General features: G+C 40.7%; 26 protein-coding genes. 3 read left to right on the forward strand and 23 right to left on the reverse strand.

All coding sequences use genetic code 11. The annotated features are described in order from the left end of the window. Positions 1–154: 154 nt before the first annotated feature. Entirely contained in the window at positions 155–655 is a 501-nt protein-coding gene (locus tag MOB01S_RS09530) for a chorismate--pyruvate lyase family protein (protein WP_084349696.1), read from the reverse strand. 358 nt (positions 656–1,013) lie between these two features. On the opposite strand from MOB01S_RS09530, the gene MOB01S_RS09535 reads away from it, so the two are divergent. Continuing rightward, the gene (locus MOB01S_RS09535) at positions 1,014–2,615 is read left to right on the forward strand and encodes an isocitrate lyase (RefSeq protein ID WP_066804500.1); all 1,602 of its coding nucleotides are present in this window, start codon (positions 1,014–1,016) and stop codon (positions 2,613–2,615) included. Between the two features lie 126 nt (positions 2,616–2,741). Beyond that, the gene (locus MOB01S_RS09540) at positions 2,742–4,967 is read left to right on the forward strand and encodes a malate synthase G (RefSeq protein WP_066804502.1); all 2,226 of its coding nucleotides are present in this window, start codon (positions 2,742–2,744) and stop codon (positions 4,965–4,967) included. A gap of 183 nt (positions 4,968–5,150) precedes the next feature. On the opposite strand, the gene MOB01S_RS09545 is transcribed toward MOB01S_RS09540, so the two are convergent. From MOB01S_RS09545 to MOB01S_RS09650, 22 genes are all read right to left on the reverse strand, one after another. Further along, positions 5,151–6,614 (reverse strand): alpha/beta fold hydrolase, encoded by a 1,464-nt coding sequence (locus tag MOB01S_RS09545; RefSeq protein ID WP_066804504.1) that lies wholly within the window; start codon positions 6,612–6,614, stop codon positions 5,151–5,153. A gap of 239 nt (positions 6,615–6,853) precedes the next feature. Then, a complete protein-coding gene (gene leuE, locus MOB01S_RS09550; protein WP_066804507.1) occupies positions 6,854–7,504 on the reverse strand; it encodes a leucine efflux protein LeuE in 651 nt (216 codons plus the stop codon). Between the two features lie 5 nt (positions 7,505–7,509). Next, complete coding sequence (locus MOB01S_RS09555) at positions 7,510–8,019, reverse strand: protein disulfide oxidoreductase (RefSeq protein WP_066804510.1); 510 nt, start codon at positions 8,017–8,019, stop codon at positions 7,510–7,512. Next, positions 8,012–9,406 carry a D-2-hydroxyglutarate dehydrogenase gene (locus MOB01S_RS09560; protein ID WP_066804512.1) on the reverse strand — a complete coding sequence of 465 codons (1,395 nt, stop codon included), beginning with the start codon at positions 9,404–9,406 and terminating at the stop codon, positions 8,012–8,014. Before MOB01S_RS09560 ends, MOB01S_RS09555 begins: the two co-directional genes overlap by 8 nt. Positions 9,407–9,475: 69 nt before the next feature. Then, positions 9,476–10,519, reverse strand: coding sequence for a LysM peptidoglycan-binding domain-containing protein (locus MOB01S_RS09565; protein WP_066804515.1), 1,044 nt, complete (start codon positions 10,517–10,519; stop codon positions 9,476–9,478). A gap of 80 nt (positions 10,520–10,599) precedes the next feature. Next, positions 10,600–11,919 (reverse strand): bifunctional folylpolyglutamate synthase/dihydrofolate synthase, encoded by a 1,320-nt coding sequence (locus MOB01S_RS09570; RefSeq protein ID WP_066804517.1) that lies wholly within the window; start codon positions 11,917–11,919, stop codon positions 10,600–10,602. 94 nt (positions 11,920–12,013) lie between these two features. Next, complete coding sequence (locus MOB01S_RS09575) at positions 12,014–12,532, reverse strand: hypothetical protein (RefSeq protein ID WP_066804519.1); 519 nt, start codon at positions 12,530–12,532, stop codon at positions 12,014–12,016. Between the two features lie 168 nt (positions 12,533–12,700). After that, positions 12,701–13,579: an acetyl-CoA carboxylase, carboxyltransferase subunit beta gene (accD, locus tag MOB01S_RS09580; protein ID WP_066804521.1), complete on the reverse strand. Its 879-nt coding sequence runs from the start codon at positions 13,577–13,579 to the stop codon at positions 12,701–12,703. Positions 13,580–13,652: 73 nt separating this feature from the next. Then, the gene (gene trpA / locus MOB01S_RS09585; protein WP_066804524.1) at positions 13,653–14,471 is read right to left on the reverse strand and encodes a tryptophan synthase subunit alpha; all 819 of its coding nucleotides are present in this window, start codon (positions 14,469–14,471) and stop codon (positions 13,653–13,655) included. A 62-nt stretch (positions 14,472–14,533) separates the two neighbouring features. After that, complete coding sequence (locus tag MOB01S_RS09590; protein WP_066804527.1) at positions 14,534–14,839, reverse strand: hypothetical protein; 306 nt, start codon at positions 14,837–14,839, stop codon at positions 14,534–14,536. 80 nt (positions 14,840–14,919) lie between these two features. Beyond that, positions 14,920–15,441 (reverse strand): O-acetyl-ADP-ribose deacetylase, encoded by a 522-nt coding sequence (locus MOB01S_RS09595; protein WP_066804530.1) that lies wholly within the window; start codon positions 15,439–15,441, stop codon positions 14,920–14,922. Further along, positions 15,434–15,997 carry a riboflavin biosynthesis intermediates N-glycosidase gene (gene ybiA / locus MOB01S_RS09600; protein WP_066804533.1) on the reverse strand — a complete coding sequence of 188 codons (564 nt, stop codon included), beginning with the start codon at positions 15,995–15,997 and terminating at the stop codon, positions 15,434–15,436. Before ybiA ends, MOB01S_RS09595 begins: the two co-directional genes overlap by 8 nt. Before the next feature lies 1 nt (position 15,998). Beyond that, on the reverse strand, positions 15,999–16,280 hold the full coding sequence (locus MOB01S_RS09605; RefSeq protein ID WP_066804536.1) for a hypothetical protein: 282 nt from the start codon (positions 16,278–16,280) through the stop codon (positions 15,999–16,001). After that, positions 16,280–17,491, reverse strand: coding sequence for a tryptophan synthase subunit beta (gene trpB / locus MOB01S_RS09610; protein WP_066804539.1), 1,212 nt, complete (start codon positions 17,489–17,491; stop codon positions 16,280–16,282). Before trpB ends, MOB01S_RS09605 begins: the two co-directional genes overlap by 1 nt. Further along, the gene (locus MOB01S_RS09615) at positions 17,491–17,907 is read right to left on the reverse strand and encodes a type II toxin-antitoxin system VapC family toxin (protein ID WP_066804542.1); all 417 of its coding nucleotides are present in this window, start codon (positions 17,905–17,907) and stop codon (positions 17,491–17,493) included. The genes trpB and MOB01S_RS09615 overlap by 1 nt, the downstream gene beginning before the upstream one ends. Continuing rightward, complete coding sequence (locus MOB01S_RS09620; RefSeq protein WP_066804545.1) at positions 17,904–18,155, reverse strand: hypothetical protein; 252 nt, start codon at positions 18,153–18,155, stop codon at positions 17,904–17,906. Before MOB01S_RS09620 ends, MOB01S_RS09615 begins: the two co-directional genes overlap by 4 nt. Before the next feature lie 139 nt (positions 18,156–18,294). Further along, complete coding sequence (locus MOB01S_RS09625) at positions 18,295–18,684, reverse strand: PIN domain-containing protein (RefSeq protein ID WP_066804548.1); 390 nt, start codon at positions 18,682–18,684, stop codon at positions 18,295–18,297. Beyond that, complete coding sequence (locus MOB01S_RS09630) at positions 18,677–18,937, reverse strand: hypothetical protein (RefSeq protein WP_066804550.1); 261 nt, start codon at positions 18,935–18,937, stop codon at positions 18,677–18,679. Before MOB01S_RS09630 ends, MOB01S_RS09625 begins: the two co-directional genes overlap by 8 nt. Before the next feature lie 10 nt (positions 18,938–18,947). Further along, complete coding sequence (locus tag MOB01S_RS09635; protein WP_066804553.1) at positions 18,948–19,700, reverse strand: SDR family NAD(P)-dependent oxidoreductase; 753 nt, start codon at positions 19,698–19,700, stop codon at positions 18,948–18,950. A gap of 17 nt (positions 19,701–19,717) precedes the next feature. Further along, on the reverse strand, positions 19,718–20,410 hold the full coding sequence (locus MOB01S_RS09640) for a macro domain-containing protein (RefSeq protein WP_066804555.1): 693 nt from the start codon (positions 20,408–20,410) through the stop codon (positions 19,718–19,720). A gap of 11 nt (positions 20,411–20,421) precedes the next feature. Further along, a complete protein-coding gene (locus tag MOB01S_RS09645) occupies positions 20,422–21,264 on the reverse strand; it encodes a DUF4433 domain-containing protein (protein WP_066804557.1) in 843 nt (280 codons plus the stop codon). Positions 21,265–21,275: 11 nt separating this feature from the next. After that, the gene (locus MOB01S_RS09650) at positions 21,276–21,953 is read right to left on the reverse strand and encodes a phosphoribosylanthranilate isomerase (RefSeq protein WP_439646422.1); all 678 of its coding nucleotides are present in this window, start codon (positions 21,951–21,953) and stop codon (positions 21,276–21,278) included. 234 nt (positions 21,954–22,187) lie between these two features. Between MOB01S_RS09650 and gdhA the strand changes: the two genes are divergently transcribed. Beyond that, positions 22,188–23,528 carry an NADP-specific glutamate dehydrogenase gene (gene gdhA / locus MOB01S_RS09655; protein ID WP_066804561.1) on the forward strand — a complete coding sequence of 447 codons (1,341 nt, stop codon included), beginning with the start codon at positions 22,188–22,190 and terminating at the stop codon, positions 23,526–23,528. Positions 23,529–23,699: the final 171 nt, after the last annotated feature.

Below are 23,699 nucleotides of genomic sequence, written 5' to 3' on the forward strand. Positions count from 1 at the left end.
AAGCCCTCTGCCTTTTGGTGGGGGGTTTTGGTTTTGTGTAACAATACGAATTTGATAATTCTAGACCATTCCATTCAAAATGCAACAAAAGTCTTTTTGACTCAAAGGCATGGCTAAGGTGAACGGCGTTTTGTATAGTTTTGATATGAATTGCTTATTGTTTTATTTTTAAATCTTTTAAAAATACTTCTTGTACTAAAATGGCTCGCCCTTGCCAATCATAGATGGTATTTCTACCCCAATGTTTTTGATGTTCATCGTAAAATATCGTACGTTTATAGGGTAATTGACGGTTGTGTTTGAACATCACATAGCCAATGGGAGTGTGTTTTAGATGGCGTAAGCGTTTGGCGTTACCTGTAAGGCTTGGTAATGGGAAAATGCTTTTGGCACGCACCCATGCTTCTGTATCATCACCAAATAATAAGACTTCTCGCACCCAAGCAAGGGTAGGGCGGTGCATGGGTAGGTCAAACTCTTTTTTATGGCTAAAATCAAGTGGTTGGTAGCATTCACGCACAACTTGTACACGAATGACTTGCCTTGCTTGTTGTTCAAGTAGGGTGGTGAGAGAACCTTTGGCATATAAAAATGGCATTAATGAGTGGGGTGGGGTCATGGTACTGGCGGTGTGAAATTTGATAAATTTTATCATGAAAGTGAAATGTGTATGTAAATTCAATGTTCTTATGAAATGTTTTGTTACAATACTCATGAATTTTATAAAAAATACGATAAAAAATTAAGTGATTTCTTGATAAAGTTTCTCATTTAATAAAAATGAAATTATTCCATTTTTCAATGGGTTGTTACTGGCTTGCACTCATCATTATCAAATTTTAGAATGAAAATACTAACATTATTTTTTTAAAAAATAGTCATAATTTAAGTAGGCTATTGGATTAATGGATTGAATTTAGGTATGCTAGGCACATGAAAACGAGCATAACGCTAGATTTCATAAAACGTCGTTGTTAATGGGTCTAAGACCTTCATGAACTTTAAGGAAAATTATCATGACTTATCAATCCGCACTAGAACACGTTCGTAATGTTAAAGCCAAATTGGGTGGCACTTGGGACGCCATTCGCCCAGAAGATGCAGCACGCATGATTGTGCAAAACCGCTTTAAAACTGGTCTTGACATCGCCAAATACACCGCCGCCATTATGCGTAAAGATATGGCAGAGTACGATGCCGACAACTCAAAATACACCCAATCACTAGGCTGTTGGCACGGCTTTATCGCCCAGCAAAAAATGATTGCCAACAAAAAATACTTTGGCACAACAAACAAACGCTACATCTACCTATCAGGCTGGATGGTCGCTGCCCTACGCTCTGAGTTTGGTCCACTACCTGACCAATCTATGCACGAAAAAACAGCAGTGCCAAAGCTGATTGAAGAGATTTATACTTTCCTACGCCAAGCCGACGCCAAAGAGCTAAACGACCTATTTCGTGCCTTACAAAAGGCAGAAGCTGCTGGCGACAGTGCCAAAGCCAAAGAGATTGAAGCACAAATTGACAACTTTGAAACCCACGTTGTGCCAATCATTGCCGACATTGACGCAGGTTTTGGTAACGAAGAAGCCACTTATCTACTGACCAAACAAATGATTGAGGCAGGTGCCTGTGCCATTCAGATTGAAAACCAAGTGTCAGACGCCAAGCAATGCGGACACCAAGCAGGTAAAGTAACCGTACCACACGAAGATTTCCTAGCCAAGATTAACGCCGTGCGTTATGCCTTCTTAGAGCTTGGTGTGGACGAGGGCGTGATTGTCGCTCGTACCGACTCTGAGGGTGCTGACCTTACCCAAAAAATCCCAGTCAGTCGTGAACCAGGCGACCTAGCCTCTAAATACATCAGCTACCTAGAAACCACCGAGATTGACATCTCTGAGGCCAAAGAGGACGAAATCCTTATCAAACGAAATGGCAAACTCCACCGCCCAACTCGCTTGCCATCAGGTCTGTATCAGTTCCGTGAGGGTACTCAGCACGAGCGTGTGGTGCTAGACTGCGTAACTTCACTCCAAAACGGTGCCGATATGATTTGGATTGAAACCCCAACGCCAGATGTGGCGGGCATTGCAAGTTTTGTCAATGACATCAAAAAACAAGTACCAAACGCTAAGCTTGTGTACAATAACTCACCATCATTTAACTGGACGATTAACTTCCGTCAGCAAGCCTATGACCGTTGGGTTGCTGAAGGGCGTGATGTGTCAGGTTATGACCGTGCCAAATTGATGGATGCCAAATATGACGACAGCGAATTGGCTCGTGATGCCGATGAAAAAATCCGCACTTTCCAAGCCGATGCAGCCCGTGAAGCTGGTGTGTTCCATCACTTGATTACCTTGCCAACTTACCACACTGCTGCCCTTTCTACGCACGAATTGGCACAAGGCTACTTTGGCGATGAAGGTATGCTTGCTTATGTCGCTGGCGTTCAGCGTAAAGAAATCCGTGGCGGTATCGCTTGCGTCAAGCACCAAGCAATGGCAGGCTCGGACATTGGCGATGACCACAAAGAGATTTTCTCTGGTGAAAACGCCCTAAAAGCTGGTGATGCTACTAAGAACACAATGAACCAGTTTGGTGGTTAATGCCAATTCGTTAAGTTGATTGATAAAGTCAATCAATAGCACAAAAGGCGTTTTGGCGGTTGTCAAAATGCCTTTTGCTTTAAACCGATTTTAAAAATTTTAACCATTTATTTTAAGGACAAAACTATGGCGACACAACGCATTACCAAAGGCTCTCTTGCCATTGACAAAATTCTCTATGATTTTATTGAAAACGAAGCTCTGCCTGTGGCAAAGACGGTGCTTGACATTGACAGCGACCGTTATTGGGCAAATTTTGAACAAGTGGTCTTGGAGTTAACGCCCAAAAACAAAGCCCTACTTGCCCGCCGAGACGAACTACAAGCCCAAATTGACACTTGGCACAAAAACAACACTTATGAGCTGTCGGCTTACAAGCAATTTTTGACTGACATCGGCTATCTTGAACCTGTGGTTGATGATTTTAAAATCAGCACAGAAAATGTGGACGATGAGATTGCCACCATCTCTGGGGCTCAGCTTGTTGTACCTGTACGCAACGCTCGCTACGCCCTAAACGCTGGCAACGCTCGCTGGGGCAGTCTGTATGATGCGTTGTATGGCTTTGATGTGATACCTGAAACGGACGGAGCAGAAAAAGGCAAAGGGTATAATCCGATTCGTGGGGCAAAGGTTATTGAATTTGCCAAAAATTTTCTTGATGAAACCTTTCCGCTCGATGATGGTTCGCACGCTGACGCAACATCCTATTACATCTCAGTGCAAAAAATTATTGACGCATTTGGCAATCATACTGTACTATCCAATCCAAATTTGGTTGTTGAATTATCCAATGGCGATATTGTGGGATTAAAATATCCTGAGCAAATGGTTGGTTATAATGGAACAAAGCAGGAACCTACCGAAATTATCCTAAAAAACAACGGCTTACATACCATCATCGCCATTGACCGCACCCATTTGATTGGCAAAGATGATAAGGCAGGGGTCAAAGATGTGATTTTGGAAGCAGCCGTTACCACCATTCAAGACCTAGAAGACTCTGTGGCGGCGGTAGATGCCGAAGAAAAGGTAGAAGGCTATCGTAACTGGCTTGGGCTGATGAAAGGCGATTTGTCTGAAAACTTAGAAAAAAATGGCAAAACCATCACTCGCACGCTAAACAGCGACCGCACCTACACCGACCTAAACGGACAAAGCCAAAGCCTGCACGGGCGTTCGGTAATGCTTTTGCGCAATGTGGGGCATTTGATGACCAATCCTGCTATCCTAGTGGGTGGCGAAGAGATTTTTGAGGGCATTATGGACGCACTCATCACGCCAATGCTTAGTGCCATTGACATTATGGGCAAAAATGCTTTGCGTAACTCTCGCACAGGCTCAATGTACATCGTCAAGCCCAAAATGCACGGCTCAGAGGAGGTCGCCTTTGCCGTAGAGCTTTTTGAAAGAGCCGAACAAGCCATCGGACTGCCTGCCAAATCCATCAAAATGGGCATTATGGACGAAGAGCGTAGAACTTCGGCGAACTTGAAAAACTGTATCCACAAGGCAAAAGACCGCACCATCTTTATCAACACAGGCTTTATGGACAGAACGGGCGATGAGATTCACACCGCAATGCAGGCGGGGGCGTTTGTGCGTAAGGGCGAGATTAAGGGGCAGACTTGGTTTAATGCCTATGAAAAACGCAATGTCGGCATCGGGCTTGAAACTGGTCTTTTGGGCAAAGCCCAAATCGGTAAAGGTATGTGGCCAAAGCCTGATGAGCTGGCGGAAATGTACCGCACCAAGATTGAACACCCAACCGCAGGGGCAAGCTGTGCGTGGGTACCTAGTCCAAATGGGGCAACCATTCACGCCATTCATTACCATCAGGTAAGTGTCAAAGACCGCCAAAACGAGCTACTTAGCGAGGGCTATCCAAGCATTGATGAGCTTTTAACCATTCCTTTGGCGACTGATACCAACTGGTCAGATGAAGACAAGCAAAAAGAGCTGGATAACAACTGTCAAGGCATTTTGGGCTATGTCGTGCGTTGGGTGGATTTGGGCGTGGGTTGTTCCAAAGTGCCTGACATCAACAATGTGGGACTGATGGAAGACCGTGCAACTTTGCGGATTTCAAGTCAGCACATCGCCAACTGGCTGGCTCACGGTGTGGTAACAGAGAGCCAAGTTTGGGATACTCTAAAACGAATGGCAAAAGTCGTGGACGAGCAAAACAAAGACGACCCTGCCTACCGTCCGATGTCAAAAGATTTTGAGAACAACATTGCGTTCCACGCTGCTGCTGACTTGATATTTAAAGGGGCAACCGAGCCATCTGGCTATACCGAGCCACTACTTCATAAAGCAAGATTGAAATTAAAAGGCTATCAGGGCGATTGATTGGCTTAACAAGGCAAAACCCCAAATCTAGGTTTGGGGTTTTGTTTTAAATAACCTATAACATAATTAAAAAAAACATACGCCCCAAATTGAGCATCAAAATTTCGCCAGTTTCATCCGTTGCCCTTATTATTTGCTAAGCCATCAATTTATCCCAAAGCCAGTTGGCTCTGGGGTTTTGGTTTAGGGCTTGGCACACATTAGCACTTTTTTGCCAAAATCAGTCTTAGGGTCAAGCAAATAACGGCTTACATAGCCATCAACACAAGCATTAGTACCAAACAAACTCACCGTATGCCCATATTGACCTGATAGCACAATCAGCGGGTCGTCAAACTTTTTTGCCATCGTCATTGCGTTGGGCAGTGGGGTGGCAAGGTCGTATTCATAGGAGACAAAAAGTAGGTTTGGGGTGCTTTCATTGACCAAGTTTTCTTTGATGTTGTCAGTTCCTTGCCATTGCCAATAATAGCACAAATCCAAATACTCCTCGTCAGTGCGTGTTTGGTAATTGTCAAAGGGGCTTTGGTCGTCAATGGCTTTAAAGGTGGCAATATAGTCGTCTTTGCTAAGTTTTGGGGCGGAGTCGGCACAATTGACCACCGATAACGCATCTTTGCTAAAACTTTTTTCGCCCAACTTAGCAAGTAGTTTTTGAAATTCATAAGTGTGCGTCTTGCCTTGTGTCAGCTCATCAAACATCTCGTGCAAAGTCTGCCAGCTGGTTTCATCGTTGAGACTTTCGCCAAAAATCGCCATGATTGCTCGCTCGTCAATGGCGTTGCCGTCTTTGTCTTTTAAACCTTTTTGGGCGATGGCGTGCAAGGTGTCCAAAAAGGCTTGGTTGGGTTCTTTTTGTTTGTCAAATACGCAAGGGGCTTGGCAATGTTTCATAAAGCCGTCAAAGGTGATTTGGGCGTGTTTTTGTTGGTTAAACAAAATGGTGTCTAATGTTTCTGCTGTATCCACCACGCCATCTGCCACGCCTGCTCGCAGGTGCGTGGGATAATGTTCGGCATATTTGGCAACCAATTTTGTGCCATAAGAGTAGCCAACCATTGACCAAGTGTCATCGCCTAACTTTTGGCGAATGGTGTCTAAATCTTGTACCACTTCTTTTGAGCTGACAAAGGGCAAAATATCCGCCCCTGTGTGCTGTATGCAAGCGTCCATATAGGCTTTGGCATCGCCCTCTTCCTCTACCTCACCGCAGTCAATGGCAGGGGTGGAGGGCTTGACCCCTCGTGGGGCATAGCCTAGAATATGAAAGTTGTCTTTGATGGCTTGACTGTATTCATCATCGCCCATCAATGCCCCCATATCAAGGCTATGACCGCCCGGTCCTCCGCTAATTAGGAGTAAGTCGCCAATAACGCTTTGATTGGTGCTTGGCAGGCGTGTTAGTGGAATGGTAAAACTTTTGCCATCAGGTTTGGCGGGATTGACAGGCACGGATACGGTGGCACATTGCAAACGGGTGGGCGGTGGCAGGATAAACCACGACCAATAGCTTGGGCGATAGCACGACTGCCACGAGATGTCACCTTGCTTGGTGGATTGGCTGATGAGATAAACATAAAACAAAAGTAAGGCAAGAACAAGAAAAGCAAACAATAAAGCGGTGTATTTAAAAAAGCTTTTTAACATCACAAAGTAGCCACAAAAAAAGAATATTATAACACAAACCATAATCCCTTATAAAGTATATGGGTTTATATATCCAAATAATCTTGTAAGTGCTACAAAATATCTTTTTTTGGAAGTGGGGCGGGTATTGGGCATCTTATAGCCTGTGATGGTTTTTAGGTTTTTGGATGCACGTGACTAAAATAAATTAAATGTGGCTCAATGATGAAAAATTTGGCTGGTTTGATAAGCTACCCCCCCTATAACCTCGCCAGCCACAAATTTACCCCAAACCAAATAAACAAAGCCCCCACGCCAACCATCGCTACCGTCATGATGAGCGGACGAGACCCAAAGGTGTCGGCAAGTTTTTTACCACTAAAAATAAGCAAGGTTAGATATAAAAAACTCACCAGTTGTAAAATCAGAGCCAACACAAAAAACGTCAAAAACGGCTTGTCATAATCAGGGTGGACAAATTGCACAAAAAACGACAAGAAAAACAAAATCGCCTTAGGGTTGGTGAGACTAAGCGACAGTGAGCGATAAAAATAATTTTGGTTGTCTGCTTTGGGTGGGTTAAAGGGCCTGCCTGCGATGGCGTGGCGGTTTTTAAAGGTGTGATATGCTCCAATGAGTAGCCGTGTGCCAATATACGCCAGATAACTGCCACCGATGAGCTTAATCATATCAAACAAAGCAGGATAGAGCTTTAATACTGTCCCCGCCCCAAAGACGGTTGCCAAAATTAAAAGCGTATCACCAAGCAAAATCCCTGCCATCGCCTTTGCTCCTGCTCGTCTGCCTTGACCTGCTGACACCGATAGGCAGTATAGGCTGTTTGGACCAGGTAGGGCAATGATGACGATGACGCCAAACAGGTAGGTGGTGAGGTCTGTGATGCCAAACATAGTTTTTATGAAAGATGGGTAAGCCAAAGTCGTAATTTGAGCGACCAAAGTGGTGCAACACCTGTAAAACTTTGGGTCATTTTACCACGATGTATGATAACAAAGGAAGGCGTAACTTGTCCTTGCCATTGCCGAAATATTGCCCCATCAGTATCATTGATGGTTGCAAAATCATAACCATGCTGACTCATGTATGATAGTAGCTCACCATCATCGCCTGATGATACTGCTACTGTAAGTACGTCATGACCGTCTGCGTGTAGGGCTTGGACATTGGGGCTAGTAATGCGACAAACGCCACACCACGACCCCCAAAAATAAATGAGTATTGGCTTGTCGTAACTGGTTTTAACAACATCAACCACCTGTCCTTGTGAGTTTTGATAACTTAAATCAATCACATCAGGCATATCAGGCGACCGCCATAGGTTGATGATGATATAAATGATGATAAACATCAGGGCGTATTTGAAAACGCCAAATACGCCTTGACGTAGGTGCTTTTTATTAATCAAAAATCTTACCTTTATTCATGATGCCATTGGGGTCAAAGACTGCTTTTAGAGCCTTCATGTATTCAATCTCAATGGGAGAACGAGTATATTCTAAATATGGTTTTTTGGTCATACCAACACCATGTTCGGCACTGATAGAGCCTTTATATTTGCGTACGGTTTCAAATACATATTGATTGACGGTTTTACATTTATCAAAAAATTCATCTTTGCTTAGGTTGTCTGGTTTTAAAATGTTTAAATGCAAATTACCATCGCCAATATGCCCAAACCAACACACTTCAAAATCAGGATAATTGTCCTTGACGATTTTTTCAATGTCATTGATAAAGTTGCTCAAATGAGTAATGAGTACCGACACGTCATTTTTATAAGGTGTAAATACCGAAATTGTCTCTGAAATGGACTCACGTAATTTCCAAAGGTCATGCAGTTGTCCCACGCTTTGACTCATCACACCGTCCACAATAAAACCATTTTCCATGCAGTTTTCAAATATGCCTATTGCTATATCTAGCACATCATCACTCACAGCTTCAAACTCTAAAAGTACATAAAAAGGTGTACGAGTTTCAAAAGGCTCTTTGGCGTGTCCTGCTGTCAGTACTTTGTCAATCGCCACACTGTCAAAAAATTCAAAAGCGGTGAGATTTAATGCCTTGCCAAATTTGTCAAGCAGTTTAACCACCGAACCAAAATCAGGTACGCCAAGCACCATAGCCGTCAGGTTTACAGGCTGTTTTTCTAGTTTAATCAATGCTTTGGTAACAAAGCCAAGCGTCCCCTCTGCACCGATAAAAAGATGACGAAAATCATAACCTGTGGCGTTTTTCATCATACCGCCATTAAGTTCTAAGATGTCGCCTTTGCCTGTAACGACTGTCAAACCTAGAATTTGGTTGCGGGTCATGCCATAGCGAATGACCTTGATGCCACCTGCGTTTGTGCCAATGTTTCCCCCAATTTGGCTAGAACCTGCGGACGCAAAATCCACGCCATAGTACAAGTCCTTACTTTGGGCGAAGTCTTGTAGAGTTTTGGTAACTACGCCTGCTTCAACTTCTACCATACGGTCAGCTTCATAGAACGTACCGATGGCGTTCATTTTATCAAAACTAACCACAACTTCACCATTGCTTGCCACTGCCCCTGCTGATAGCCCTGTACGACCACCGCTAGGCACAAGGCAAATGTTATGTTCGTTAGCAAGGCGAACAATGGTGGCTACTTGTTCGGTTGTTTTGGGAAATACAATGGCAGTAGGGGCAGGGGTAAAATGCTTGGTGTGGTCTTTACCAAAAAACTCTAAATCACTTGGTTCGGTTTTGATTTGGGTGGGTTCTAGGGTTTTGGTAAGTGTGTCTAAAAATTGGCTCATGGCGGTCATTGTCTTTTCCTTAATGAAGTTTATCTGTGTTACAAAAAGCAGATGACAAATCATCTGCTTTTTGGTTGTTTATGGATTAATGGTGTCTACACGTTTGACCCATGCATCGCCTGCATTGACTCGTGAGTCTTTATTGAGTTTGCTTTGAAGTTTTTTGGCTTCCTCAGCACTATTTGTTGAACCTACTAAGACACGCACGCCACGGCTGGTTTTGCTGGTTTGGACCTTGTAGCCAGCAGCACGATATTGTTTGACAAGCTCATTGGCTTTGGCTTCACTGTCCGCCAAAGATACTTGAACACTATAAAAAGGCTTGACATTTTTGGCGTTGTTGGATTTTTTGGCTTGGGCGGTAGTGGTTTCTGGTTTTTTGGATTTTTTATCCGCTTTGGCAACTGCATCGCCAGTTTTGGGGGGTTTTTTGGCAGTATTTTTGTTGGGAATGATGATTTTGTCGCCCGCAATCAACAAATCTGCACTGCTCATGTTGTTGGCACTTAGAATGGCAGAAATAGGCACATTGTATCGTTGTGAAAGTTTGCTAAGAGAATCGCCATGTTCAATTGTATAAGCATCTTTGCGATTGGCACGAGCTTGTTGTTGTTTGGCACGAGCCTGTTGCTTGCGTTTGTTTTCTTCTGCTTTTTTGGTGGCAATGATGGCTTCTGGGCGAGTTTGCACCACTAGCGTGTCTGTTGTGTCCGTTGCGTTTGTGGTGGTTTGTGTGTTGGGCAACATTGCCGACACTTCTGATACCACGCTATTAACACTGGCATTGATGGTGTTGGCTGTGTTCGTTGTCGGAGTGGTTGCTACTGCACTTGGCGTGTCCGTTCTAGACGCTAAGCTAAGCTGTTGTTTGGCACGTTCTTGTTCTTCAACAAACTCTTTGGCTTGTTGTTCTTGGGCAAGTGTATTATTTTCACGCTCTTTTTTCTTTTGTTCGCTTAGATGTTTTTCTGTTTGAATGTCCTGTCTAAGCTCAACTTTGGGGTGAGCCACATCATCAACTTCGGTTTGTTTGGGGGTTTTGTCGCCACTATTTAAGATGCCGACCAAAGCACCACCACCCAAGACCAGTCCAATACCAAGTAACAATTGTTTAGAAACCATTATAATACACCCTTTAAATATACCGCAAAAGCATATATTAACATATTTTATGATGGCTTTCCTAGATTTTTCAAAATTTGTTATTTTTTGGTGGGGTCATCTGCCAAACCCAATGCAATCATACTCTCACCGATGGTATGAAACGACCCAAAACACAAAATCAAGTCATCACTATGAGTGGCGTTTTGGACGCTTTGTACCGCCCCTTTGATGTCATTGTGGATAAAAATGGTGCTGTGTGGCAAGTGGTGGCTGATTTTGGCGTTTAACTCAAATGTGTCAATCGCCCGTGCGTTGTCAATCTTGCCAATGTGCCAAGCGGTAATTGGTAAATCAAATGTCGCAATAAAACTTAGCACCTCATCAATATCTTTGTCAGCAAGCATGCTAAATAGAAAATGGAGTTTGGCATTGGAGTGGTTATGTTTAAAATTTTGCCAAAAAGGGATAAAAGACTGCATCAAAAATGCAATGCCATGTGTGTTATGACCTACATCAAAAATCCATTGTTTGCCATTTATCATTCTTTTATCAAATCTTCCTGCCAATTGAACGGTTGATAAGGCGTTTTTGATGTGGTTGGTGCTGACATTTAGATTACTTGCTAATATTGCAGAAATGGCATTGCTGGCATTGATAAGGGCGATTTTTGGCTTGGGTAGATGAATTGTGAGTGCAGGCGATGAATATACCCAATCATTGCCATTATCTGCGTAAATAAAATCTTTACCGAATTGATGATAATGAGCATTTTTTTCTTGAATGATTTGTTGAACACTGTGAGGCATATCTATTTCACCAAAGATGAGTGGTGAATTTTCACGGATAATTCCCGCTTTTTCAAAGCCAATTTTTTCTCTATCATCACCCAGCCAATCAATATGGTCAATACCGATATTTGTAATCACACAAACATTAGGGTCAATGATGTTCACGACATCAAGCCGACCACCCAAACCAATTTCAAGCACCCAAACATCACATTGTAATTGTTTAAAAATCCAAAATGCTGATAAAGTAGTCATTTCAAAAAATGATAAGGACACATTGCACTGGGTGCGTGCTTTTTCGCATTCAATAAAGGCTTTGATGAGCATATCATCATCAACTTCTATGTCATTAATTTTGATACGCTCGTTAAAACTTACCAAATGTGGGGATTGATATAGGGCGGTTTTAAAACCTGCTTGGGTGCAAATTTCGCTGATGAGTGCGGTGGTTGAACCCTTACCGTTCGTACCTGCCACGGTAAAAATGGTTGGACAATTGGTCAAATTCTTTGTCAAAATCCCCATTTGTTTGGCAACGGGTATCACACGATCAAGCCCCATATCAATGGCGGAAACGTGGATACTGCCCATATAGTTGAGCCATTCAGAAACGGTTTGGGGATTTTTCATGGGTATGGTGCCTTAAAAATTTGATGTATTTTGCATGATTTTTGGAATTTTTTCAAATAATTTTAGTAAAATGATTGGTGTATTATCAGAGTTATTATCGGTTGCCAAATACCATAAATAACCCCAAAAACATCACGCCAACCACCACCATTGCCACAAATATCCACCCTTCATTAATATAAAATTCTCGGCGTTCTTTTTTGACACGTTCATATATCTCTTGGAGCATCATTAATTCACGTTGGCATTGTTCTTGGTGAAGTTTGTTAAAGTGTTCTTGTAAAATCAACAATTGTTCACAAAACTGATAACGGTTATCCAATGACAAATCTTTCATCATCGTGCCGATGATTGTGGGGTATAGGGGCGTATTTTGTTTTTGTTGGATTTGGATTTTTTTCTTTTCAAAGGCAGCCTTGATGTCTTTGGCATTGGCAAACTCTGATTTGGTGATTGCATTATTGATTTGGTGGATTTGTTTGTTTAAATCATCTAATGTTTGTTTGGTGGTTTCGTCTTGTTTGATGCGATTTTCTAAAATGTCTAATTGTATTTTATGGCATTTATTTTTTAAAATGGTTAATTGTTTTTGGGGAGATGATGAGTCGTTCATGGCGTTTTAAAAATATTAAATCAAAAAATGTTATAAAAATTATTTAAAATTTATTAGTAATGATAAAAAATAGCCATTTGATAATATCAATTTTTTGGTAAATAAAGTTTAAAAATAAGAACAAAAATACCAAAACAGCGTTGTCTTGGTATTTTTTTATCACATGGGCTAGGCGATGTTTGGTAGTTTTGTCAATTTTGCCAAAAGTCTATATATTGTATCCACAAGCTCGTGGCGATGCACAACCATATCTACTGTACCTTTTTCTAGCAAAAACTCTGCTCGTTGGAATGGCTCGTCCAAGACCTCACGCACGGTCTGTTCAATCACTCGCTTACCTGCAAAGCCAATCATTGCTTTTGGTTCGGCGATATGTACATCACCAAGCATGGCAAGGCTTGCCGTTACACCCCCATAGACAGGGTTGGTCAGTACCACGATATATGGCACACCAGCAAGTCGTAATCGCTCAATCACCGCTGATGTGCGAGCCATTTGCATGAGTGATAATAGTCCCTCTTGCATTCTAGCACCGCCAGAGGCAGCAAAACACACCAAAGGCTTGCGTTCGGCAAGAGCTTTTTCGCCTGCCATGACAAAGCGGTCGCCCACCACTGAGCCCATTGACCCACCCATAAATTTAAAATCAAAAGCACAAGCAATCAACTCTAAATTTTTGATTTTACCAGTCATCGCCACAAGTGCCTCGCTCTCGCCTGTGGATTTTTGGGCTTCTATCATGCGTTGCGGGTAGGGTTTGGAATCAGTAAACTGCAAAGGGTTGCCTGCTTGATATTCCTGCCCAAGCTCGCCTGTTATGTTGTCAAAAAACCACTCCAAGCGTTTGCGTGCCGACATGGTCAAATGATGGTTGCAATCTGGACAAACATATTGGTTAAAAATTAGACTGGTATTGGTGGTTAAGGAATGACATTCGGGACATTCGGTTGATGGCTCGGTTTCGACAGCCGATGGCACATGAGGCGTATCACGCTTAACGCTGGGTACAGGTCGGTCAAACCATGATGTTTGGGTTTGTTCTGTCATAAAATTCCTATAAATATTTGCCAATAAGATTGGTATAGTTTACACTTGTAAGGAAAATTTAGCAAATTTTTTCTTACAAATCATCAATCGCAGCTCGCAACTCATCCATTTTCGCCAAAATAGTTGCTTTGGCTTGTGTGATTTTGGCTTCATCATCGCCGACATCGGCAAAGTTTTTGACAAGCTCACTACCCACAATCACCCCATCGGCAAACTTGGCAACCGCCTTTGCACTCTTACCGTCCCTGATACCAAAACCGACACACACAGGCAAATCGCTATCTGCTTTGATGGCTTGCACTTGGCGAGCGACTTCATCGGTATCGAGTGCCTTTGAACCCGTTACACCCTTGACCGACACATAATAAATAAAGCCAGAGCCACGATTTAGCACCGCTTTTCTACGCTCGCTTTGGGTGATGGGGGCAAGCAAAAAGATTTGATTGATGTTTTTATCGGCTAATTTGGCGGATAAAACTTCGTCCGTCTCATTGGGCGGTAAATCCACGAGTAGTAAGCCGTCCACGCCATTTTGTTCACACAAATCCAGAAAATTATCATAACCGATAATCTCAACAGGATTTAGATAGCCCATCAAAAGCACGGGGGTGGTGGTGTTGGATTTTCTAAATTCACCCACCATTTTAACGGCTTGTGTGGTGCTGGTGCCATTTGCTAAGGCTCGCTCGCCTGCCAGTGAGATGACAGAGCCGTCCGCCATTGGGTCAGAAAACGGCAAGCCAATCTCAATCACATCCGCCCCGTGAGCGACAAGCTTGTGCATTAAATCCACCGTAACAGCAGGATTTGGGTCGCCTGCCATAATGTAGGGGATTAGGGCTTTTTTGTTTTGCTGTTTTAGGGTAGCAAAGGTTTGTTCAATTCGGGTCATAAGTCTGTCTCTTAAAAATAGAATTTAAAAAAAATGTACTGAATTTAATTAAATTAAGATTGTTAATATCCGCCACCACCTGCCAATAATCCAGCCCAACCTGCAAAAAATCCAAAAAATACAGCAAAAGGAATGTAGATTATCATCATAAATGTGGTAAAACAACCACTTCCGTCAGTTATTTTATAGATTGTAACAAGGACTGCAAAAAACCAATACAAACAACCAAAAATAAGGATAATTAGCCATAACTCTGATGGTGCAGACCTTTTTTCAAAACTTGCTGACAAAAACATTACTAAAAATACAAACCAAACAGGTGCGGTTACTGCCAAACTAAATTTTATCAAACCAAAAAGTTCTTTCATATTTAGACCATTTTAATTTAATAACAATTCATCTCTAACTTGCATTAACGCAAATCCCAATAAATTTAAACCTTGCCAATTTATTTTAATTTATCTTGATAAAGTTTAAAATTTTCATCATCAAAACAAACAAAAATAATTTCTTGTAAATTACCTATATTTTGATGATTGATAAATTCATTGACTGTATTTATGGCAATTTCGCACGCCAATGCTTTGGGAAAACGATACACCCCTGTGGAAATATTAGGAAAGGCGATACTTTTGGCATTATGGGCAACGGCTAATTTTAAACTTTGAATATAGCAACTGGCGAGCAATTCTTTTTCATTATGATTGCCCCCATTCCACACCGAACCTACCGTATGAATGACATATTTGGCAGGCAATAGTCCTGCGGTGGTAATAACCGCCTGACCTGTTTCGCATTTGCCTTGCCTTGCTCGGATTTGTTTGCATTCTTCCAAGATAGCACTACCGCCTTTACGGTGTATGGCACCATCAACACCGCCACCGCCAAGCAACGATGAATTGGCGGCATTAACAATAATATCCACAATTTGCTCGGTAATATCGCCTTGAATGACGCTTAATTTAACCATTTTTAATTAACTCATCTCTTACTTGCATTAATGCAAACCCCAATAAATTTAAGCCTTGCCAATTTAAAGGATTATGGATTTTTTCGTTATCTTTTGCCAAGCCCACGCCCCATATTTTATCCACAGGACTCGCTTCTACCAAGATTCTATCGCCTGTACCTAATAAATAGGCTTTTAATTCTGGGTGCTGACTAAATTTGGCAATATTGCCCTGTACCACAATCTCAAAGCGGTGTTTATTCCAAATGGTTTCATCAAAATTTTTAACTTGTCGCCCTAAATCTTTGGCTTGTTTGGGGTGTTTGGAGTGAATAATTTGATTAAAAATATCCATATCGCCAAACAATTTGGCTTTTTGTGCCATCATATAATGTTCGGCGGTAGGATAAATTACATCGTCCACCACAAAAGGCGAATCATACCATTGACTAAAACAGGCATTGGACATTTGCCCATTAGATTTGGGCGTATGTCCCCAAAAATAAAGATACTTTAATTTGGGTTTGGCTTTTAATTCATTGATAAGCCATTGTTTGTTGTAAATAGTGTTTTGCATTTTACTCATCTTTAATTATAAACTTTTGCAATGTTTCATCAAAATAAATCCGCTCATCAAAAATGTCATATTTTTCCCAATCAATATATTGATGTTCGGGTTTGGTTCTTAAATCTTGCAAATAAGCCACCTCCGCAAGACAATCATCAATATCCTCTTGCGTTAATGGCTCTTTTGCATAATGAGAAAACCGCCCAAATAAAGTATCATTTTCTACCACTTTTTGAATGGTATTATTATTTGCAATGCCATACAAATCTTCAATGGAATTAAATTTTTCCATTATAATTCAATCCCATCCACCTTCATCACCGTATGCAAATCCTTATCGCCACGCCCTGACAGATTGATGATAATGGACTGCTCTTTGCCCATCGTTTTGGCAAGTTTCAACCCATAAGCCACTGCGTGCGAGCTTTCTAGGGCAGGGATAATGCCCTCGCATTTGGTCAAAATACGAAACGCCTCCAATGCCTCATCATCGTTAATCACGCCATATTCCACACGCCCCATATCCTTTAAAAAGCTGTGTTCAGGCCCCACCCCGGGGTAGTCAAGACCCGCTGAAATGCTGTGTGTCTCTATCACTTGCCCTTCATCGTCCGCCATCAGATAGGTGCGATTGCCGTGCAGTACGCCAACACGCCCTGCATTTAGGGGAGCTGAATGCTTGCCTGTTTTAATGCCATAACCCCCAGCCTCTACGCCATAGAGCTTAACACTCTCGTCATTTAAAAACTCATAAAACAGCCCCATTGCATTTGAGCCACCGCCCACGCACGCCACGCACGCATCGGGCAGTCTGTCTTCAAATTGCAAATGTTGCAAACGAGCCTCACGCCCAATAATCGCCTGAAAATCACGCACAAGTAGCGGATAAGGGTGTGGACCTGCCACCGTGCCGATGACATAGTAGGTGCTATCCACATTGGTTACCCAGTCTCGCATTGCCTCGTTCATCGCGTCTTTGAGCGTGCGTGAGCCAGAAGTTACAGGCACGACAGTCGCCCCCAAAAGTCTCATACGATAGACATTCATCTTTTGGCGTTCCACATCGTCCGCTCCCATATAGACCACGCATTCTAAGCCCAATCTGGCGGCGATGGTTGCCGTTGCCACGCCGTGCTGACCCGCCCCTGTTTCGGCAATGATTCGTTTTTTGCCGACAAGTTTGGCCAAAAGTGCCTGCCCAATGGTGTTGTTGACTTTATGAGCCCCTGTGTGGTTTAAATCCTCTCGTTTAAGATAAATCTTAGCCCCGCCAGTTTCTGCCGTTAAGCGTTTGGCAAAATAAAGTGGCGTAGGACGACCGACATAGTTAATCAAATCGTCATTATACTCTTTCCAAAATTCTGGATTATTTTTCACGCTTAAATAAATGCGTTCTAATTCTTCTAACGCAGTCATCAAAGTTTCAGATACAAAACGACCGCCGTGAATGCCAAAATGACCTGTGGGGTTTGGGTATTGGGTGTAGTCAGTTGAAGTTGTCATTACTGTTCCTTTTTTAATGGAATATGGGAAATTTTAAAATATGTACAAATTTTTTGCAATTTTTTATCAAAAGTTAATAGACTGGCATTACCAAACGCTTGTGTATGATAAGCAATAACACCGTCTGCAAAGTCACCATTTTCTTTTAAAAATGGCAGTGCAAAATTAACAATTATTGTATCAAAATCAATATTAGATTGCGATAAAATACCTTCTAAAATTTGTGAAATATAATGATTTGGAAATTTTAATTTCTTTTTCAAAATCCAAACCATTTCACAAATCGTTTGGATGGGTAGATATAATTGAATATTTGTATTAATCAAATATGATTTTGCTATTAAAAATTGCTCATCATCATCTTTTAACAAATATCGCATCAAAACATTGGTATCAATGATATAAATTTCATTCATTTTATCATTGCTCTTTCACAAATTGCCTCTGTAATGGCATTGTCCATCTCTTTATCAGAAATATAGCCATTGGCATAAGGCGATAAAATACCTGCCAAATCCTCAATGTTACTGATTTTTGGTAATGGTTTTAAGTCGTCTTGGATTTGGGTTTTAACAGAAACGATTTCCTTTTTTGGAAAATTTGCAATAATGGCTAAAATGCTATCAACGATATGATTTTCTGCGGTTAAAGTTAAAGTTTTCATTTAAAAATCCTTACAAATCACAAGCCACCATCAACCTATCAAAGTTTCAGATACAAAACGACCACCGTGAATGCCAAAATGACTGGTGTTGTTTGGGAATTTTGTATAATCGGTTGAAGTTGTCATAAATTTTTCTCAACTAAATGGATTTAACAAATTGACTGGCAAGAATAATTGGATCATTGGTTAAAATTGGTAAATTTAAATGGCGTGCTGTTCCTGCAATTAATCTATCGTGCAATTCTGGAATGTCATTAATTTCAAATGCAGTTTTGATAATACCAAAATCCAATTTTTGTTCAACCAAACAGTCTGTTACCGAAAAGGCATATTCCAAAGTTTTTAAAGAAACTTTTGTTCTACCCTTTTGATTTAGAATGCCAATTTCAAAAATAACAGGACTGGGAATGATAATTGTTGCTTCACCAAATTCACTCATTTTAAATATTTGATGAATGTCATCATTGATAACTTTTTTGCCTTCAAAATATTTTACCAAAGCCTGCGTATCGGTAACATATTTATTCATTATTTAACCTATCCCATCTGTCCAAAATATGTTGCTCTGTATTTTTGGATAATTGACAAAGTTCTTGTTCAATGTCAATATCATTGTCATTATTATTTTTGGCAATGCCAAATAATTGAGCGGTTTTTAATTTTGATAAATGGTTTTCTTGTGGTAAAAATACCACCATTACTTCTCTTGGTTCATCAATGGGCGGTAATTCTTTTAATAAAACTGCACCATTTTGATAAGTGCCAGAAATTGCCATTTGCATTATTTACTCCTTACAAATCCTTTACCACCGTCAGTCCATTAAAGGTCTGTGCCACTGGCATTACTTCTAGGCGGTTGATGTTAATATGGGGCGGAAGGTTAATGACATAATGCACCATATCGGCAATGTCAGTGGGGCGAATATAGTCCACTTTTTCATAAGTCTTATTAGCTTTTTCATCATCGCCTTTAAAGCGGACATTGCTAAACTCTGTACCGCCACAAAGACCAGGTTCTATATTGGTTACTCGCACTCTTTTACCAATCAAATCAGCTCGCAAATTTAAACTAAACTGTTTAACAAATGCCTTAGTCGCCCCATAGACATTCGCCCCAAAATAGGGATAATTGCCTGCCGTTGAGCCAATATTAATAATCAGTCCACTATTATTAGCAGTCATATAAGGTAAAATGAGATTGGTGATATTGACAAGCCCCAACACATTGGTATTAATCATCTGCTCCCAGTCATTAATATCCGCTTTATCAGCACTTTCTAATCCCAATGCCAAACCTGCATTATTGATAAGGACATCAATATTGGTTAAAATGCCATTATCCAAACTTTCAATGGCAGATTTAGTCGCTGTCAAATCAGAAATATCAAAACATAGCGGAATAAAATTCTCGCCCAATTCGTTTTTTATTTCACTAAGTTTATCGGCTCGTCTGCCTGTACCGATGATGGTGTGATTGTCTTTGGCAAGTCGTTTGGCAATTGCCAAACCAAAACCTGATGTTACGCCTGTGATTAGAATGTTCATAGATTCTTCCTTATTACTTAAAACAATTCTGTTTGCTGATTTTTTGTCAATAATTTTTGGTATTGAAATATTTTTTCTAAGGTTGTATCGCCAATCCCTTTTATTGTTACAAGTTGATTAACTTGGCGGTAATTAGGATTTTTGGTAATTTCATCAATCAATATTTCTAAATAATTTTGACGAATTTTTGTACTTTTAGACAAGGTATGCACATCAGTACTTAATAAAATTTTCTTAAATTCTTCAAAAAAATCATCATTTGACATTGGGTCATATTGATAAATTTCTATATCAATAGGTAAATTTATAAGAAAATCTGTCATTATATCTAATACTCTATCTTCATTTAATTTACCATTCATACCACCCAATATTGGAAATGCAATGGAATTTATATTTTTCTCTTGATAACTGTTTACAAATTTTTGCAATCCTAATATGATATACTCTTCCTTTGAAGGTAATTTCCATTGGTTTTTTGTAGGGAAATTTAAAATCCAATATGGTTCAGATTTTTTATACAAGTCTAATTTGCCAACCTTCAATAAACCTTTTTGGCAAAATTCTTTATATTTTTGATACATTTCAGGGTATCTTAATCTTGCCTCTAAAGCCATTCCAGCACCCATAACGCCTTGACAATTAACAGTATTTACAAGAACATCACATTTTGTGTTCCAAATATTGCCTGTAATCACATTTATTGACATAAAAATCACCGTTAAATTTTAAAAAATAAATTTGAGTCATAGTAGACAGTTAATGGCATATTAGAATAATTACTCAACAAATCAACAATTTTATTACCTATCTCTTCTGTTGTGCATTCAATATGCTTAATAAAGCTAATTGGTATTTTATCCAATATCAAACATTCACTCATCATAGCTTTCTTTGTAATACCTGTTGGGTCATCAAACCAAGTATATCTATTAATACTGGACCAATCCGCATCATCCAAAAACTCAATAACATCATCAAAGAATAAAGCATCATTGGTGGCTGCATTTTTGTAAGTAAAAAGTGTATAAGGTTGCAAAGAAATATCTACATCTATCTCTAATATAATAACTTCGTTGCCAAAATTACTTTGCACATTGTATAACATTGCGTTTCTTGGGTTAAAATATAGTGGTACATAATCGTGAATTGATCTATTACAAAATGGCTCTTGCTTTGAACGCTTAGCATTAACCGACTGATTGCTTATATCAGTATAATTTTTTATTTGATTATGAGACAATAAAGCACCTATCTCACATATAGATTTTAAATTATCTATATGTGTCATATGATATAATTTAAATCTATTTTTATGATTTTCTATAAAATTTTTCTTTAAATTCTGTAAAATTGGGGAAAATTTTTCCTTATTCCAAAAAATTCTCCTTTGATTATTGTGATTTAAATCCATTTTTCCATATTGCTTTCCCAATTCCGTTAAATGATATACACCATTATCCGAACGAAAGACATATTTGTTATTAATTAGAAAATTAGTAACAAATGGATTAAATTGCAAGCCATAGATTTGGCAAATTTCTTTTGTTGAATAAAATTTCATAAAAATCACCCTTAATTTCTTAAACTTTCCATAAACCCACCCATTTTATTTGCACACTTCACCCCCTTTTCCTTTTCAATCCCCCCACTGACATCAACGCCTTTTATTTTTGCCATTAAAATATCATTACCCACAATTTCGCTGATATTTTCAGGCGTTAATCCCCCCGCCAGATAAATGGGCAAAGGCGAATTATCAGGGATTTTTGCCCAATCAAAGGAATGCCCTGTCCCACCATAGGCACCATCGCTAAAAGTATCCAAAATCACACCGCTCGCCCCACACGCTGATAACTCATTGATTTTATTTAAAATCGTTTGGCTGGTATCATTAGTTTTGACACGGATTGCCTTGATGTAGCGTTTATTGACCGCCCTTGCAAGGGCTTGGCACTCACTTGGGGTTTCATCGCCGTGAAACTGGATAATATCAAAGGCAACTCGCCCTGCCAAGTCCAAAAGTTCGCCCTGCCCCATATTGACCACAAGAGCGACAATCGTGGTAAAGGCTGGTACGCTTTGGGCGAGTGTCTTAGCGGTGGCGATGTCCACATAGCGGGGGCTTTTTGGATAAAAGACCAAACCAACCGCATCAACCCCCAAAGCACAGGCGGTGTTAATGTCGTGGGCGGTGGTTAATCCACAGAATTTGACGGCAAGGGGGTGTTTCATAGAGACATTATCAGGCATAATAAGATTTAACTTATCATTATTTGCCCAAAAAGTCTAGTATTTGCCCAATTTGGGTTAATTTATAATTTTATATAATGAAATATAAAATTTAAATGATAATTTCCCATAAATAAAACGCTTGTAATTTTATGTGAATGGGGGTATTATTTTATTCGCTGATGTTATCATAAGTTTTTATGATAAAAAGCATGACATTTATTTTTAACATATCAAGCATTTAGGGAGCTTATCATGACTATCCAGTCCGCCATCGCCAAAGTAGAAAAAAACTACGCCCATCAGCCAGAATTTATCCAAGCGGTTAAAGAAGTTGCCATGACGATTGAAAAAGTCTATGCCGATAACCCAAAATACGAAGCTCTACAAGTTTTTGAGCGTCTGTGTGAGCCTGACCGTGTCATCGGTTTTCGTGTAAACTGGGAAAGCGACAAAGGCGAAATCCAAGTAAACCGTGGCTGGCGTGTCCAGTTTAGCAATGCCATCGGTCCATACAAAGGCGGTATCCGTTTCCACCCAACCGTAACCGAAGGTACTTTGAAGTTTTTGGGTTTTGAGCAAATCTTCAAAAACGCCTTGACTGGCTTGCCTATGGGCGGTGCCAAAGGTGGTAGTGATTTTGACCCCAAAGGCAAATCAGAAGCTGAAATCCGCCGTTTCTGCTACGCCTTCATGCGTGAACTTCACAAAAATGTCGGCAAAGACATGGACGTACCAGCAGGCGACATAGGTGTGGGTGGTCGTGAAGTCAACTACATGTTTGCCATGTACAAAAACTTGACTCGTGAATTTGAAGGCGTATTGACTGGTAAAGGCGTGGGTCATGGTGGTTCGCTTATCCGTACCGAAGCGACAGGTTATGGACTTGTATACTTCCTTGATAACATGCTAAAAGTGAACAATGACACACTAGAAGGCAAAACCGTCCTAGTATCTGGTGCAGGTAATGTGGCTCAATACGCTGCCGAAAAATGCCTACACTTGGGTGGTAAAGTCATCACTTTCTCTGACTCTAAGGGTACACTTGTTGATAAATCAGGCTTTACCCAAGAAAAAATTGACTGGGTCAAAAACCACAAAGCAAATGGCAAGGCTCTTGCCGACTATGTAGCGGAGTTTGGTGGTGAGTGGCTGGCAGGACAGCGTCCTTGGCAGTTTGATGCCGAAGTAGCTCTACCCTGTGCCACCCAAAACGAGGTGAGCGAAGATGATGCTAAAGCCCTAGTTAAGCACGGTGTCAAATATGTCGCCGAAGGGGCAAATATGCCACTGACTGCCGAAGCCATTGATGTGGTGCGTGAGCATGGTGTTGCCTATGCCCCCGGTAAAGCTGCCAACGCTGGTGGGGTTGCGGTATCAGGTTTGGAAATGAGCCAAAACTCTGTGCGTAAGTACAAATCTTTTGAAGAACTTGATTTGGAACTACAAAAAATCATGAAAAACATTCATGAAAGTGCCAAAGAAGCAGGTGAAAAATATGGCACAACCAAAGGTGCGATTGACTACATGACAGGGGCGAACGTGGCAGGCTTTACCCAAGTTGCCAACGCATTGGTAGCCTATGGTTATCTATAATCTACTGTTAAATTTGTCAAATTGATTAAAATCCGTCCAAATGGGCGGATTTTTTTGATGATTTTGTGCGTGTGGTTGTCAAACTTGATTTTGGCGACAAACTCATCAGGATTTGATTAAAATTATTCTCTGTGTTTTATAAAATTGGTGGTAATCTTAAAATGTTGTAAA

Origin of the sequence: Moraxella oblonga NBRC 102422 (genome assembly GCF_001598275.1) — a bacterium.
Lineage (GTDB): Bacteria > Pseudomonadota > Gammaproteobacteria > Pseudomonadales > Moraxellaceae > Moraxella > Moraxella oblonga.

Coding starts and splice junctions, on each gene's coding strand:
- trpA (WP_066804524.1), bottom strand. CDS start 14,471: ATGACCCGAATTGAACAAACCTTTGCTACCCTAAAACAGCAAAACAAA.
- MOB01S_RS09625 (WP_066804548.1), bottom strand. CDS start 18,684: ATGAATAAATATGTTACCGATACGCAGGCTTTGGTAAAATATTTTGAA.
- MOB01S_RS09565 (WP_066804515.1), bottom strand. CDS start 10,519: ATGGTTTCTAAACAATTGTTACTTGGTATTGGACTGGTCTTGGGTGGT.
- MOB01S_RS09540 (WP_066804502.1), top strand. CDS start 2,742: ATGGCGACACAACGCATTACCAAAGGCTCTCTTGCCATTGACAAAATT.
- MOB01S_RS09575 (WP_066804519.1), bottom strand. CDS start 12,532: ATGAACGACTCATCATCTCCCCAAAAACAATTAACCATTTTAAAAAAT.
- MOB01S_RS09530 (WP_084349696.1), bottom strand. CDS start 655: ATGATAAAATTTATCAAATTTCACACCGCCAGTACCATGACCCCACCC.
- MOB01S_RS09630 (WP_066804550.1), bottom strand. CDS start 18,937: ATGCAAATGGCAATTTCTGGCACTTATCAAAATGGTGCAGTTTTATTA.
- MOB01S_RS09645 (WP_066804557.1), bottom strand. CDS start 21,264: ATGAAATTTTATTCAACAAAAGAAATTTGCCAAATCTATGGCTTGCAA.
- MOB01S_RS09615 (WP_066804542.1), bottom strand. CDS start 17,907: ATGAATGAAATTTATATCATTGATACCAATGTTTTGATGCGATATTTG.
- MOB01S_RS09545 (WP_066804504.1), bottom strand. CDS start 6,614: ATGTTAAAAAGCTTTTTTAAATACACCGCTTTATTGTTTGCTTTTCTT.
- MOB01S_RS09635 (WP_066804553.1), bottom strand. CDS start 19,700: ATGAACATTCTAATCACAGGCGTAACATCAGGTTTTGGTTTGGCAATT.
- trpB (WP_066804539.1), bottom strand. CDS start 17,491: ATGACAACTTCAACTGACTACACCCAATACCCAAACCCCACAGGTCAT.
- ybiA (WP_066804533.1), bottom strand. CDS start 15,997: ATGCAAAACACTATTTACAACAAACAATGGCTTATCAATGAATTAAAA.
- MOB01S_RS09570 (WP_066804517.1), bottom strand. CDS start 11,919: ATGAAAAATCCCCAAACCGTTTCTGAATGGCTCAACTATATGGGCAGT.
- leuE (WP_066804507.1), bottom strand. CDS start 7,504: ATGTTTGGCATCACAGACCTCACCACCTACCTGTTTGGCGTCATCGTC.
- MOB01S_RS09595 (WP_066804530.1), bottom strand. CDS start 15,441: ATGGTTAAATTAAGCGTCATTCAAGGCGATATTACCGAGCAAATTGTG.
- MOB01S_RS09650 (WP_439646422.1), bottom strand. CDS start 21,953: ATGCCTGATAATGTCTCTATGAAACACCCCCTTGCCGTCAAATTCTGT.
- MOB01S_RS09560 (WP_066804512.1), bottom strand. CDS start 9,406: ATGACCGCCATGAGCCAATTTTTAGACACACTTACCAAAACCCTAGAA.
- MOB01S_RS09590 (WP_066804527.1), bottom strand. CDS start 14,839: ATGAAAGAACTTTTTGGTTTGATAAAATTTAGTTTGGCAGTAACCGCA.
- MOB01S_RS09605 (WP_066804536.1), bottom strand. CDS start 16,280: ATGGAAAAATTTAATTCCATTGAAGATTTGTATGGCATTGCAAATAAT.
- accD (WP_066804521.1), bottom strand. CDS start 13,579: ATGACAGAACAAACCCAAACATCATGGTTTGACCGACCTGTACCCAGC.
- MOB01S_RS09640 (WP_066804555.1), bottom strand. CDS start 20,410: ATGTCAATAAATGTGATTACAGGCAATATTTGGAACACAAAATGTGAT.
- gdhA (WP_066804561.1), top strand. CDS start 22,188: ATGACTATCCAGTCCGCCATCGCCAAAGTAGAAAAAAACTACGCCCAT.
- MOB01S_RS09620 (WP_066804545.1), bottom strand. CDS start 18,155: ATGAAAACTTTAACTTTAACCGCAGAAAATCATATCGTTGATAGCATT.